This is a genomic window from Ruegeria sp. YKSE079 (assembly GCF_059612845.1).
The window spans coordinates 235,375-248,234 of the sequence record NZ_JBXWRJ010000002.1; the positions used below are offsets into that span (position 1 = coordinate 235,375).

13 protein-coding genes are annotated in these 12,860 nt (G+C 58.4%); 10 read left to right on the forward strand and 3 right to left on the reverse strand.

Annotated features, from left to right (window positions below):
• Positions 1–86 precede the first annotated feature (86 nt).
• Positions 87–524 carry a hypothetical protein gene (locus AC2FMY_RS02765; protein WP_480748165.1) on the reverse strand — a complete coding sequence of 146 codons (438 nt, stop codon included), beginning with the start codon at positions 522–524 and terminating at the stop codon, positions 87–89.
• Between the two features lie 117 nt (positions 525–641).
• On the opposite strand from AC2FMY_RS02765, the gene pyrC reads away from it, so the two are divergent.
• From pyrC to AC2FMY_RS02780, 3 genes are all read left to right on the forward strand, one after another.
• A complete protein-coding gene (pyrC, locus tag AC2FMY_RS02770; RefSeq protein ID WP_480748164.1) occupies positions 642–1,679 on the forward strand; it encodes a dihydroorotase in 1,038 nt (345 codons plus the stop codon).
• 70 nt (positions 1,680–1,749) lie between these two features.
• The gene (locus tag AC2FMY_RS02775; protein WP_480748163.1) at positions 1,750–2,430 is read left to right on the forward strand and encodes an orotate phosphoribosyltransferase; all 681 of its coding nucleotides are present in this window, start codon (positions 1,750–1,752) and stop codon (positions 2,428–2,430) included.
• Between the two features lie 225 nt (positions 2,431–2,655).
• Positions 2,656–4,146: a replicative DNA helicase gene (locus AC2FMY_RS02780; protein ID WP_480748162.1), complete on the forward strand. Its 1,491-nt coding sequence runs from the start codon at positions 2,656–2,658 to the stop codon at positions 4,144–4,146.
• Positions 4,147–4,211: 65 nt separating this feature from the next.
• Here the strand turns inward: AC2FMY_RS02780 and AC2FMY_RS02785 are convergent, their stop codons facing one another.
• Together AC2FMY_RS02785 and AC2FMY_RS02790 are read right to left on the reverse strand one after the other, a co-directional pair.
• Positions 4,212–5,681: a flavin-containing monooxygenase gene (locus AC2FMY_RS02785; RefSeq protein WP_496744864.1), complete on the reverse strand. Its 1,470-nt coding sequence runs from the start codon at positions 5,679–5,681 to the stop codon at positions 4,212–4,214.
• Positions 5,678–5,920, reverse strand: a complete 243-nt coding sequence (locus tag AC2FMY_RS02790) for a hypothetical protein (RefSeq protein WP_480748160.1) — start codon at positions 5,918–5,920, stop codon at positions 5,678–5,680. Before AC2FMY_RS02790 ends, AC2FMY_RS02785 begins: the two co-directional genes overlap by 4 nt.
• Before the next feature lie 253 nt (positions 5,921–6,173).
• Between AC2FMY_RS02790 and AC2FMY_RS02795 the strand changes: the two genes are divergently transcribed.
• From AC2FMY_RS02795 to AC2FMY_RS02825, 7 genes are all read left to right on the forward strand, one after another.
• Positions 6,174–7,112: an isopenicillin N synthase family dioxygenase gene (locus tag AC2FMY_RS02795; protein ID WP_480748159.1), complete on the forward strand. Its 939-nt coding sequence runs from the start codon at positions 6,174–6,176 to the stop codon at positions 7,110–7,112.
• A gap of 48 nt (positions 7,113–7,160) precedes the next feature.
• Positions 7,161–8,195 carry an alanine racemase gene (gene alr / locus AC2FMY_RS02800; RefSeq protein WP_496744865.1) on the forward strand — a complete coding sequence of 345 codons (1,035 nt, stop codon included), beginning with the start codon at positions 7,161–7,163 and terminating at the stop codon, positions 8,193–8,195.
• Complete coding sequence (locus AC2FMY_RS02805) at positions 8,192–8,974, forward strand: MlaE family ABC transporter permease (protein WP_480748157.1); 783 nt, start codon at positions 8,192–8,194, stop codon at positions 8,972–8,974. The genes alr and AC2FMY_RS02805 overlap by 4 nt, the downstream gene beginning before the upstream one ends.
• Positions 8,971–9,717 carry an ABC transporter ATP-binding protein gene (locus AC2FMY_RS02810; protein ID WP_480748156.1) on the forward strand — a complete coding sequence of 249 codons (747 nt, stop codon included), beginning with the start codon at positions 8,971–8,973 and terminating at the stop codon, positions 9,715–9,717. Before AC2FMY_RS02805 ends, AC2FMY_RS02810 begins: the two co-directional genes overlap by 4 nt.
• 548 nt (positions 9,718–10,265) lie before the next feature.
• Positions 10,266–10,700: a paraquat-inducible protein A gene (locus AC2FMY_RS02815; protein WP_480748154.1), complete on the forward strand. Its 435-nt coding sequence runs from the start codon at positions 10,266–10,268 to the stop codon at positions 10,698–10,700.
• A 40-nt stretch (positions 10,701–10,740) separates the two neighbouring features.
• Complete coding sequence (gene radA / locus AC2FMY_RS02820; RefSeq protein ID WP_480748434.1) at positions 10,741–12,105, forward strand: DNA repair protein RadA; 1,365 nt, start codon at positions 10,741–10,743, stop codon at positions 12,103–12,105.
• Positions 12,106–12,141: 36 nt separating this feature from the next.
• On the forward strand, positions 12,142–12,705 hold the full coding sequence (locus AC2FMY_RS02825; protein WP_480748153.1) for a CvpA family protein: 564 nt from the start codon (positions 12,142–12,144) through the stop codon (positions 12,703–12,705).
• The last annotated feature ends 155 nt before the right edge of the window (positions 12,706–12,860 follow it).

Here is a 12,860-nt window from a genome sequence, read left to right on the forward strand (position 1 = left end):
CCAACAGGTCACGACAGGTCCGGCGCGTCAAGTCGCGCGTTTTTCAGGACATATGTCAACTTCGCTGATCGGCAATCGGGGCGCACTCATTTCGAACTCCTTACAAGCCGCATGCGAATGTGGTGCCTCCAGTGATGTGTCAAACACAACCAGAGCGTCACAATGGGAGCTGCCCATCCGCTTTCGACCTCGATAATGTCCACAAGCTCCGCGCCTTGGGCGCAGGGATGCACTTCGAGCCGGTGCACAAGATGCGTTCCCATCCCGGTTTCGTCCGATGTCATCTGATGCCCGGCATCGGTGCACTTGGTGACCACCATCCTATAGGGCCGAGCAGGCAGAAGGCCAAACAGCGACAGGTCGACATCGATCACCTGCCCTTCGTGCACTGGCCCCGATGGCAAATGATCGAAGCGCATCCACGGCCGGGTCACTGCCTCGAGCGTGTCGAGGTCGGTGACCAGTTCGAACAACCGATCCGGGTCGGTCGGATAGACATGTCTGAACGTCAACGTCTTTTTCATGATGACTCCCGATGCCTTAGCCTGCATGGGCTACAGCGGTCTGAGAAGCGCGCAAATTGCCTCGCCCCTCACCGCTGGGGCTTTCCCGACCGCCCCGCCTGTGCTAGCGGGTGCGCCATGACACAAAGCCTCACGATCCGCCGCCCCGACGATTGGCATCTCCACCTGCGCGATGGCGCGATGTTGCGGGCCGTACTGCCGGAAACCGCCCGCCATTTCGCCCGTGCGATCATCATGCCCAACCTTGTGCCACCGGTGGTAACTGGTAATCAGGCAGCCGCTTATCGCGACCGAATCCTGGCGGCCCTACCCGAGGGGATCTCGTTCGAGCCTCTGATGACGCTCTATCTGACCGAGGATACCAACCCAGAGGACGTGACCAGCGCTTATGCCAACGGATTGATCAAGGCCGTCAAACTGTATCCTGCCGGGGCGACAACGAACTCGGCTTCGGGCGTGCGCGACTTTGACAAGGTCCGAAATGTGCTGGAGAGGATGGCCGAGATCGGCTTGCCATTATGCGTCCATGGCGAAGTCACGGACACACAGATCGATATTTTCGACCGAGAGGCGGTGTTCATCGAAAACGTTCTTGACCCGATTCGTAGGGCAACGCCCGGACTACGCGTGGTGATGGAGCATATCACAACGTCAAATGGCGTGGACTACGTCAAGGCAAACGCAAAGGATCTGGGCGCAACAATCACGGCCCACCACTTGATCATCAACCGCAACCATATTCTCGTGGGTGGCATCAAGCCGCACTACTATTGCCTGCCGGTCGCAAAGCGCGAGGAGCACCGCATTGCCCTGCTCGCCGCCGCCACATCTGGCGATGAGAGGTTTTTTCTGGGTACCGACAGCGCGCCGCATACCGATGCAAACAAAGAAATGGCCTGCGGTTGCGCGGGATGCTTCACCGCCACCAACACGATGTCACTGGTGGCCGAGATGTTCGATCGCGAAGGCGCATTGGACAAGCTGGAGGCGTTCACCTCGTTGAATGGGCCTGCCTTCTATCGGTTGCCGGTGAACACAGGAACGATCACCCTGATCAAGGGGAAGCCGGTGGCCTATCCCACAAAGATCGAAACCGGTGAAGGGCCAGTGACGGTGTTTGATCCCGGGTTTCCTTTGCATTGGCACGTTCACTGACTGCATCTTTTCCCAAATGCTCCCGCCGGAGGCCGACAGCCTCTCTGACCAGATCCAAGGATTGAACAGTATGATCCCGTCTAGCTTTCCCGACGCCACCGAAATCGCCCGTCTGACCGCACGGATGCTTTTGGAGATCAAGGCCGTGCATTTCAATGCGCGCGAACCGTTCACGCTGGCCAGTGGCCTGCCAAGTCCGACCTACATCGATTGCCGCAAGCTGATCTCGTACCCGCGCATTCGCTCTACGCTGATGGATTTTCTGACCGTTACCGTGATGCGCAACGCGGGATTCGAGGCCTTTGACAACATCGCGGGCGGTGAAACCGCAGGCATCCCCTTTTCAGCCATGGTGGCTGAGCGTATGGCGCTGCCGATGACCTATGTTCGCAAAAAACCCAAAGGATACGGTCGCAATGCCCGGATAGAAGGTGTGATGAGCGAGGGCCAGCGAGTGTTGCTGGTCGAAGATCTGACCACCGATGGCGGATCAAAACTCAGCTTTGTCGACGCGATCCGCGCAACCGGAGCCACCTGCGGCCACACGGCGGTTATTTTCTATTACGGCATCTTCCCCGAAACGGAGAAGACACTGGGCGAACATGGCGTTAAGTTGCATCACCTTTGCACCTGGTGGGATGTGCTGGCTGAAGCCAAGGTGCAAGGCGCGTTTGATTCCGAAACTCTGGACGGAGTTGAAGCGTTTCTGAATGACCCGCGCGGCTGGCAGGAGGCCAACAAACCGACGTAACTCGGTAGAACCGTATGTGGATAATTAAAGCCGAATCGTGCCACCTCGGACAAAATATTGTGGTACTTTCTTTAATGCGCCACATGATGTACCATCCCAATAACAACCAAGCCCTGCTGTACGAAGTTATCCCACGGTCTCCCGGTGAGTTAACCACAGGGATTTCCAGATGGCGCAGTCCTCGCGCATACGTGTAGACAGGGCGGTAAGGCGACGGGGACAAGAATGAACGAGATCAGCAGTATCGGGCAGGCAACGGCACAGATTCAGAATGCCGAAACCATGCCGCATTCGATCGAAGCCGAGCAGCAGTTGCTGGGCGCGATCCTGACAAACAACGACCTGTATGACCGCATCGCTTCGATCATCGGGGCCGAGCATTTCTTTGATCCGGTGCACACACGCATCTATGAAGTGGCCGCAGCACGTATAGCCAAGAACGCGCTTGCCTCTCCGGTGACACTGAAATCCTTTATGGCCGAGGATGAGGGCCTCAAGGAACTGGGCGGACCAGCCTATCTGGTCAAGCTGGCCGGTGCCTCGATCAGCGCCTTTGCTGTGCGCGACTATGCGCAGATGATCTATGATCTGGCTATCCGGCGTGAGTTGATCCGGCTGGGGCGGGACATCTCGGATAAGGCGGCGCGGGTCGACGTGGCGAGCGAGCCGAAAGAACAGATCGTCGAAGCCGAGCAGGCGCTTTACCAGCTTTCGGAACAGGGGCAGACGGAACAGGGGTTCCAGTCCTTTCTCAAGGCCGTGACCGAAGCAGTCAACGTCACCAACGAGGCCTATCAGCGCGGTGGCGGAATGGCAGGAATTTCGACCGGCCTGGTCGATCTGGACAAGCAGTTGGGCGGGTTGCATCCGTCGGACCTGATCATTCTTGCCGGACGCCCCTCGATGGGCAAGACCTCGTTGGCAACCAATATCGCGTTCAATGTGGCAAAGGCCTATCGGCGCGGAACCAGGTCGGACGGCTCCCAAGGCGCGGTCGATGGCGGCGTCGTCGGGTTCTTTTCGCTGGAAATGAGCGCCGAGCAATTGGCGGGCCGGGTTCTGGCCGAGGCCTCCGAGATCTCGTCGCACAAGATACGTCAGGGCGATATGACCGAGGCCGAATTCCGCCGGTTCGTGGATGCCGCCAAAGAGCTGGAAGCCTGCCCACTTTTCATCGATGACACACCTGCATTGCCAATTTCCCAGTTGGCGGCGCGCGCGCGTCGCCTCAAGCGGACACACGGACTGGACTTGCTGGTCATCGACTATCTGCAATTATGCCGGGGCATGTCGGACAACCGCGTGAACGAGATTGCAGAAATCTCAATGGGCATGAAAGCGATTGCCAAAGAGTTGAACATTCCCGTCATCGCGCTGTCCCAGCTTTCGCGTCAGGTGGAAAACCGGGACGACAAACGCCCGCAACTGTCCGACCTGCGGGAATCGGGCTCGATCGAGCAGGATGCCGATGTCGTGATGTTCGTTTTCCGCGAGGAGTACTACAAAGAACGCGAAAAGCCCGGCGATCACGAGTTGGACAAGATGGAAGAGTGGAAAAACGCCATGGAGCGGCTGCACGGAAAGGCCGAGTTGATCGTTGGCAAACAGCGCCATGGCCCAATTGGCACAGTCGAGCTGTCATTCGAAGCACAATTCACCCGCTTCGGCAATCTGGTCAAACCCTGGCAGCAGGGCGGAGAAATCGAAGGATACTGAGGCAACCCACAATGTGGTAGTCGGTTGCAATGCAGTTTTCCGACGACGGAGCGCCTGTTCCAAGCTCAGGTGACGTCGCGATAATCTTGGGCGCAATATGGAACCAGAACTTCTTTGAGCGGTGCGAATAAACCGGTTTTCCTCAACGGATCATGGCCCAGATCGTTCAAGAGTTCATCATGGTAGTGGGCCATATGCAAAAGCAAGGTTGCCGAGCGTGCGGGCCCGTCGGGCATCCATGATTGCTTCCAGCGCCGCAGACCGTCGATCGCGCCCTGCATCGCTTGGGACGAAGGAAGTTCGACATTGCCGGCGGCGACCTCGGCCAGCCAACGGGCCTGCAGCGCAAATGTGGTTACACTCATGAACGACGAGGCACGACCGACGAAGGCCAAGTTTGGAACATCGGGGTGCAGGATATGCCGGTACAGATAAATGCCATCCGTCCCTTCCCCAAGTCTCGTACGAAGATCATCCGGCAATTGGTCCAGCCCTGTTCGCCACCCTGTACCGAACACCACGCAATCGACGTCAAGCGCCTCGCCATCTGCAAGAACGAGTTTATTGCCGTCAAACCGAGCTATCGCGCTGCGGTGAGCCGAAATTCTGCCACTGCGAATTTTTTTCAAAAGGCCGGGTCGCGGGACCATCGTGACTTCGCTGAACGCATCCAGTTCCACCGGGTGATCCGGCACCAGGTTTTTGCCGTTTGAAATCCGCATACCCAAACCCTGCTGTGTCCGCAGCAGAACCTCGACCACGCGCCAGAACAGCCAAGGCAGCGGGTAGCCCACGTTATGCAAGGCCCGTACCATTGGCGTCGGTCGAACATAGGGTGGGATCAGGGCCGCAACCAGCCGCGTCAGCATTCCCCATTTGAATGGCAGCAACCCCAGCAGATTTCTGGGCACCGGCCAATGTGCTGTGCGAAAAACCAGATGCACCTTGTCAGCAACGTCGGTGGCCGATCCTGCGATATCGGTTGCGCTTTTGCCATATCCAACCACGGCCACACGTTTGCCTTTGAGCACGTCGAGTGTCTTGACCTGGCTACTATGAAGAATTTCCCCACTGAACCGGTCCTGCCCTTCGATTATCGGTATGTGCGGTTGTTCGGAATAGAGGCCGGTGGCGATGACCAAAAGATCTGCCGTCCTGGTCTTTGACAGACCATTCTGGTCGGTGTCGACCTTCCACACCTCGCCAGACTGGCGTACAGACGTAACTCGCGTGCCCAGCCGCAGGCGGTCCGTGATGTCGTAATGCGCGCAATAGTCTCTCAGGTATTTCTGAAATTCCGGACCGGGCGTGAACGGAGAGGCGGACTCGGACAAGGGAAAATCCGGAAACTCATAGAGGTCCTTTTGGACCTGTACTCCGAAATCGTAGTACCCATCAGCCCACACACCGCCCAACTCCGGGTTTCGATCAAGGATCGTGCATTTAATACCCTTTTCCTGTAGGCATTTGGCCGTTGCCAGACCCGAAACTCCGGCCCCGATGATCAGCGCTTCTTTGATGTTGCCCGGGTTCATCGCTCGGCCCGCCCTATACCGAATATGCGTGATCCAAGAAGAAGGAGCGCACCCAACACCCAAAGCGCAAGAATATACGCGCCGAATATCGTCCACAGCGCCCAGACCCAAAGCCCCTGCCAGACAGACTTCAGCGGCTGAGGATCAGCCAACCTTGACCGGGCTGAGACGATGATGAACAGGTGAAAAAAACCGATGACGGCCCCCAAAAAGGTTCCCGCCCAAAAAAACGCAGACATGGTGCCCCCCATGATGTCCTACCAGCAATATAACATAAAACCTATTTCTGATGTGCAGACGAGTTGCGGACGACACGACGCTTGACCTCAGGGCCGAGAATGGTTCACAGATTGGCGCATGACCAAGGTATTCCTCAACCTGCCGCGCCGTGAGATCTTGGCGCGCCATTTCGGCCACCGCCGTAAACGCTTTGCCGGATAGATCGGGGGCACTGCTGCCCCTGTTTTCACCCAAACTCAAAGCGAGAACACCATGACAGAATTTACTGAAATCCCCGTCATTCGGCTGGGCGACCGACCCGATTCAGAGATCGCCGCCGATTTTCGTGCCGCCTATGGCGTCACCGGCTTCGGTTATGTCGAAGAGCACGGAGTCGACCCGGCTCTGGTTGAAGCAGTCTTTGAAGCATCGCGCCAATTTCACGCGCTGCCGATCGAAGCCAAGATGGCCATTGCGGTCGACCAGAGCCACCGCGGTTATATCCCGATCAATACGTCGACGGACGTCAATTCGACGCTGGCCGTCGTGACCAAGCCGAATCAATCCGCGAGTTTCATGATGATGCGCGAGGATATGGCTGCCGACCCCGATGTTTATTTATCCGGCCCGAACCGTTGGCCGGATTTGCCAGGATTCCGCGAAACCTTGAATTCTTATGCCAACACCATGTCCACCCTTGGGGGGCGACTGATGAAGATCGCACTACAAGCATCTGGTGTGACAGACACCTCAATACTTGACGCGTTTTCAACCCCGACCATCTGGTTGCGCCTGTTGCACTATCCACCGCAACCTGACGCCAGCCCTGATGACCTTTTCGGCTCGGCTCCACATACGGATTTCGGCTGTCTAACCCTTCTGGCGCAGGACAACGTGGGCGGCCTGCAAGTCATGACACCCGCAGGAAACTGGGTGGATGTGCCAACACGGCCCGGCACGTTTGTGGTCAACGTCGGTGACATGCTGCACCGGATGAGTAATGGGCGACTGCTCTCGACACCGCACCGGGTGATCAACCGCTCGGGTCGCGAACGGTACAGCTGCCCGTTTTTCTTCGACCCGCATGTCAATACCGTGATCGAACCCCTGCCGGGGACCGGTACCCCCCGGTACAAACCGCTTCTTTTTGCGGATTTTCTGCGCGGGGAACTGGAAGCGGCCTATGACGCCCACAAACCAGCACAAAGTTAGATCTTTTCCCTCTTGACCTGCGGGCGTCCGATGTCATGAACGGAGCCCATGAGTACTGCACGTCTGACCATTGACCTGTCCGCGCTCGCCGATAATTGGCGGGCGCTTGACGCAAGAAACACCGTTGAGACCGCGGCTGTAGTCAAGGCGGATGCCTACGGCCTGGGTGTTCGGCGTGTTGCACCCGCGCTGGCCAAGGCGGGTGCTCGAAAGTTCTTTGTCGCCGTCGCGGGTGAAGGCGTGGCGGTGCGTGAGGCACTTGGACCGGGACCGCTGATTGCCGTGTTTTCGGGACATATGCTGGGCGATACTGATATCCTGCGCGACTATGATCTTGTACCGATGCTCAACTCTACCGAACAATTCCAGCGTCACATGGAAACGTTGTCGGGTCACCCCTTTGGCATCCAACTGGACAGCGGCATGAACCGGCTGGGTCTTGAGCCTGCCGATTGGGCTGAGTTGCGCGAAACGGCACTGTCCAGAAACCCCGTTCTGATCATGTCGCATCTGGCCTGTGCAGATGAGCCAGATCATCCGATGAACACGCAGCAATTACACGTTTTCAAAGAGATGACGGAAGGAATTAATGTTCCCAAGTCGCTTGCGGCGACGGGCGGATTGCTATTGGGGTCAGACTATCATTTCGATTTCTGCCGACCCGGCGTCGGTCTTTATGGTGGCCAGCCCTTTGCCGAGGCAAAACCAGTCGTCACCGTCGATCTTCCAGTCGTGCAGGTTCGGCACGTACAGCCCGGTGAGACAGTGGGCTATGCCAACGCCTGGACCGCCACGCGTCCGTCGCGGATCGCAACTGTCGCTGCCGGGTATGCTGACGGCCTGCATCGGGCCACAGGCGGGGGGATCAAGGCCTATGCCTGCGGAACGCCTTGTCCGGTCGTCGGGCGCATCTCGATGGACCTGATTACAATCGACGTCACCGACGCAGGCCACGTCCCCGAGGCGCTGCAGATATTGAATGCGCAGCAGACCGTGGATGATCTGGCAAAAATCGCCGGAACAATCGGTTACGAAATCCTCACCTCGCTTGGCGCGCGATATGCACGGAAATACGTGGAATGAACCCTCTCGCTCTTCTGGCCGGACTTGGTCGAACAGTTTTGACCGTCCTTGCTGCATTCGGGCGGGTCGGCCTGTTCGCGTTTGATGCGATATCGCATATTTTCCGCCCGCCCTATTATCCGCGCGAATTTGGTGTGGCTCTGCTGAATATCGGCTGGCTGTCGCTGCCAGTCGTCGGCCTGACCGCGATTTTCACCGGTGGCGCGCTGGCGTTGCAGATCTATGCAGGCGGTGCACGTTTCAACGCCGAGGCCGTGGTACCCCAGATCGTCGCAATCGGCATGGTGCGAGAGCTTGGACCGGTTCTGGTCGGCCTGATGATCGCGGCTCGCGTGACGTCGTCAATTGCCGCCGAAATCGCCACGATGAAAGTGACCGAGCAGATCGATGCGCTGGTCACCCTGTCGACGCATCCGATGAAGTACCTGACCGCCCCACGCGTGTTGGCCGCGCTGATTACAGTGCCAGTTCTGGTCGGCGTCGGAGACATCATTGGAATCGCTGGTGGTTATGTTGTGGCGACGCAAAATCTGGGCTTCAATGCCGCCGCCTATTTGCAGAATACCGTGGATTTTCTTGAAACCCGCGACATTGTTTCGTCATTGGTCAAGGGGGCGGCCTTTGGCGTCATCGCGGCGCTGATGGGATGCTACTACGGCATGAACTCGGGCCGTGGGGCGCAGGGCGTGGGCCGCGCCACCAAGGGGTCGGTCGAGGCCGCTGCCGTGCTGATCCTTGCCGCCAACTTCGTTCTGACAGGGGTGTTTTTCTCGATATGATCCGGATGGAGAACGTTCATAAGGCCTTTGGCGACAATCGGGTTCTACAAGGAATGAACCTTGAGATTCCAAAGGGCACCTCGATGGTGATCATCGGCGGATCGGGCACCGGAAAATCCGTGGCGCTGAAATGCATTCTAGGGCTGATTGCGCCCGACAGCGGCAAGATCTTCGTCGATGGGCGCGATGCGACCGAAGGCGACCGTGATGCGTTTCTGGCGAGGTTTGGCATGCTGTTTCAGGGCGGCGCTTTGTTCGATTCTCTGCCCGTCTGGCAGAACGTGGCCTTTCGCCTGCTGCGCGGGTCGCTGAAACGCCCGGCGGACGAGGCGCGCGAAATCGCTATCGAAAAGCTGCGCCGAGTGGGCCTGAAATCCGACGTCGCCGACCGGCTTCCGGCGGAACTGTCAGGCGGCATGCAGAAACGCGTGGGGCTGGCCCGCGCCATCGCCGCTGAGCCCGAGATCATCTTTTTTGACGAACCCACCACCGGCCTTGACCCTATCATGTCCGGCGTCATCAACGACCTGATCCGTGAGATCGTGACCGAGATGGGCGCCACCGCGATGACCATCACCCACGACATGAGTTCCGTCCGCGCGATTGCCGACAACGTGGCGATGCTGCATGACGGGCTGATCCAGTGGACCGGGCCTGTGAGCGAGATGGACACGAGCGGCGATCCCTATCTGGATCAGTTCATTTACGGGCGGGCGGAAGGGCCGATTGAGGCGGTGCGTTGATAGGACCGTTGGAAGGTTCTATCGCGCTGTTTCTATTGGCTTCACCCTTTGTGGCTGCAGCCGTAACAGTGTGGCTGGGCATGAGATTGCAACTCGAGCCGGACAGTCGGAAAGCAGGAGTATTGTCTGCTACACTGCCATCCATGACATTCCTTTGGCTTGCTCTGCTGATCTTCGTAAATGCCAGCGGTTCCGATCTGCGACGGCACATGTCGTGGCATCTTCACTTGGTGACACTAGGCGCATTTATTGCTGTCAGGTTCTAATTTTCCAAGCATTTATCCAAAGCTCGTTTCGCCTACACGCAGCTATTTCAGCGCTGCTTTGTGCTGTTGCGGGGTATGTCATGTTTGCAGTCATCTTTCTTTGATCAATCCGTATTGAGCGAGTCCAAAAGGGCCGCTAGCCCATTTCTTTTTGCCAATACTCCTACCGGGTGCAAAACACGATTCACCCTGCGACCGACTGATGCGCTCAAGTTACCTTTCCCTCTTTCAAATTTGATAGGAAACGCGCAAGTCTAGGCGAACCAACAAAAACAAGCCGCCATGCTCATCCGCCTCGCCACCCTTTCGCTCCTGCTCCTCTACCCCATCGCGTGGTTCGCTCCACTGATGCGCGCAGGGCTACTGCCGATCTTCGGCCTCAGCGAGATCAGCGTGATCACCGGGCTGCAATCGCTGTGGACATCCGACATTTTTCTGGCCCTCGTCGTTACCGTCTTCGCTCTCTTAGCCCCCTACATCAAAACCATCGGCACCGCGCTGATCCAGTGGAACCTGCTGGACCCTCGCCTACAGCCCGCGCTGAACATCCTCGGCAAGCTGGCGATGGCCGATATCTTCCTCATCGCGCTTTACATAACGCTGGCCAAGGGAATCTCCTACGCCACCATAGAAACGGCCTGGGGGCTTTACCTGTTCACTGGCTGCATCCTGGCGTCGATGGTGCTAGGCTTTCTGACCGAGCGCCGCGCAACCTGAGGGCTTGATGCGGCGCGCGTCCTCGGGCACCAAGGGCGGCATGGCAAAGACGAAAACCTTCACCTGTACCAGTTGCGGCGCGGCCCATTCGCGGTGGTCGGGCCGTTGTGACGCCTGCGGCGAGTGGAACACCATCGCACAGGAGGTACCGCTGTCCGCCGGTCCCGCGTCGAAATCGTTGGGCGGCAAGCGTGGGCGGGCCATCACGCTGAGCGATCTGGCCGCAGAGGAAACGCCGCCGCCCCGCACCATCTGTGGCGTCGATGAGCTGGACCGCGTTCTGGGCGGTGGATTGGTTCCCGCCTCGGCCATATTGGTGGGGGGCGATCCGGGAATCGGCAAATCCACCCTGCTTTTGCAGGCGGCAGCACGGTTCGCCCGAACGGGCTTGAAAACCATCTATGTTTCGGGGGAGGAAGCCAGCGCACAGGTGCGCATGCGTGCACGCCGGCTTGGCCTTGCCGATGCGCCGGTGCAACTGGCCGCTGAGACCAATCTGCGCGACATCCTGACAACGCTCGAGGCGGAAAAACCCGGCCTTGCCATCATCGATTCGATCCAGACCATGTGGGCCGACAACGTCGACAGCGCCCCCGGTTCGGTCAGCCAGGTCCGCGCGGCAGCGCATGAGTTGACCTCTTTCGCCAAGCGGCACGGCGTATCGATCATCATGGTGGGTCACGTCACCAAGGAAGGCCAGATCGCCGGCCCCCGCGTGGTCGAACACATGGTCGATACGGTTTTGTATTTTGAAGGCGAGCGCGGGCATCAGTTCCGTATCCTGCGTGCGGTCAAGAACCGGTTTGGTCCAGCGGACGAGATTGGGGTTTTCGAGATGACAGGCAGGGGGCTGGCCGAGGTCAGAAACCCATCGGCCCTGTTTTTGTCCGAACGCGGCAAACCCAGCCCCGGCTCGGCAGTATTTGCCGGGATCGAAGGCACACGCCCCGTATTGGTCGAGTTGCAGGCGCTGGTCGCCCCTTCGCCCCATTCTCAGCCTCGTCGCACGGTTGTTGGATGGGACAGCGGGCGTTTGGCGATGATTCTGGCCGTGCTTGAGGCGCGTTGCGGAATCCCCTTTGCAGGGCTCGATGTCTATCTTAACGTCGCGGGCGGGCTGAAGATTTCCGAACCCGCCGCCGATCTGGCGGTTGCCGCAGCGCTGATGAGTGCGCGCGAAGACGCTGCCCTGCCGGCCGACACCGTCGTTTTTGGCGAAATTTCTTTGTCAGGTGCACTAAGACCGGCCCCGCAAACCGAAAACAGGTTGAAAGAAGCGCAAAAACTTGGTTTCACGTCAGCAATTGCTCCGGCAGGTGGCAAAACGGCCACTGTGGCAGGACTGACACTCACCCGACCATCTGATCTGGTGGGGTTTGTTGGCGAAACCTTCGGAGCAGGCTAGTATCGCGCCCGAGGCAGAAAAGAGCAGGCTAACACCATGGAAGGTTTCACCATCATCGACGGGGTCGTTGCCCTGATCATCGTGCTGTCAGCGCTGCTGGCCTATTCCCGGGGATTGGTGCGCGAAACGCTCGCCATCGTCGGCTGGGTCGCAGCTGCTGTTCTGGCTTTCCTGTTTGCGCCAAAGGCGATGCCGCTGATCAAGGAAGTGCCCGTTTTGGGCGAATTCCTGCGGGACAGTTGCGAGTTGTCCGTCATTACCGCTTTCGCAGCGGTTTTTGCCGTAGCCCTGATCGTGGTCAGCGTATTCACACCACTCTTTTCCTCGCTGGTTCAACGTTCGGCTCTGGGCGGGCTGGATCAGGCGTTGGGGTTCTTCTTTGGCGTGGCGCGGGGCATCGTCCTGGTGGCCATCGCGTTCTTTGTCTACGACACTGTAATGACCGGTCAGAACTTCACCATTGTCGATGAAAGCCGCTCGGCCGAGGTTTTTGCGCAGTTCAGCGCCAAGATCGAAGAACAAAACCCCGAACAGGCGCTCGGATGGGTCACCCAGCAATATGAAGACCTGGTCGGGGCCTGCAGCAACCCGCAGCAGTAATTCATCCGCCATTCCTGAAAATGCCCGGGCAAGTCCCGGGTTTTTTTGTTTTGGCCGCTCATTTCTTCACCTGCGGCAAATCGCGGACGTGATCCTTTGGTGACACAGGGCGTCTGAGGCATTATGTGAAGGCCAACTCGGAACAGGAATCGGAG

Coding starts and splice junctions, on each gene's coding strand:
- pyrC (WP_480748164.1), top strand. CDS start 642: ATGACACAAAGCCTCACGATCCGCCGCCCCGACGATTGGCATCTCCAC.
- AC2FMY_RS02780 (WP_480748162.1), top strand. CDS start 2,656: ATGAACGAGATCAGCAGTATCGGGCAGGCAACGGCACAGATTCAGAAT.
- radA (WP_480748434.1), top strand. CDS start 10,741: ATGGCAAAGACGAAAACCTTCACCTGTACCAGTTGCGGCGCGGCCCAT.
- AC2FMY_RS02795 (WP_480748159.1), top strand. CDS start 6,174: ATGACAGAATTTACTGAAATCCCCGTCATTCGGCTGGGCGACCGACCC.
- AC2FMY_RS02805 (WP_480748157.1), top strand. CDS start 8,192: ATGAACCCTCTCGCTCTTCTGGCCGGACTTGGTCGAACAGTTTTGACC.
- AC2FMY_RS02775 (WP_480748163.1), top strand. CDS start 1,750: ATGATCCCGTCTAGCTTTCCCGACGCCACCGAAATCGCCCGTCTGACC.
- alr (WP_496744865.1), top strand. CDS start 7,161: ATGAGTACTGCACGTCTGACCATTGACCTGTCCGCGCTCGCCGATAAT.
- AC2FMY_RS02825 (WP_480748153.1), top strand. CDS start 12,142: ATGGAAGGTTTCACCATCATCGACGGGGTCGTTGCCCTGATCATCGTG.
- AC2FMY_RS02790 (WP_480748160.1), bottom strand. CDS start 5,920: ATGTCTGCGTTTTTTTGGGCGGGAACCTTTTTGGGGGCCGTCATCGGT.
- AC2FMY_RS02765 (WP_480748165.1), bottom strand. CDS start 524: ATGAAAAAGACGTTGACGTTCAGACATGTCTATCCGACCGACCCGGAT.
- AC2FMY_RS02815 (WP_480748154.1), top strand. CDS start 10,266: ATGCTCATCCGCCTCGCCACCCTTTCGCTCCTGCTCCTCTACCCCATC.
- AC2FMY_RS02785 (WP_496744864.1), bottom strand. CDS start 5,681: ATGAACCCGGGCAACATCAAAGAAGCGCTGATCATCGGGGCCGGAGTT.
- AC2FMY_RS02810 (WP_480748156.1), top strand. CDS start 8,971: ATGATCCGGATGGAGAACGTTCATAAGGCCTTTGGCGACAATCGGGTT.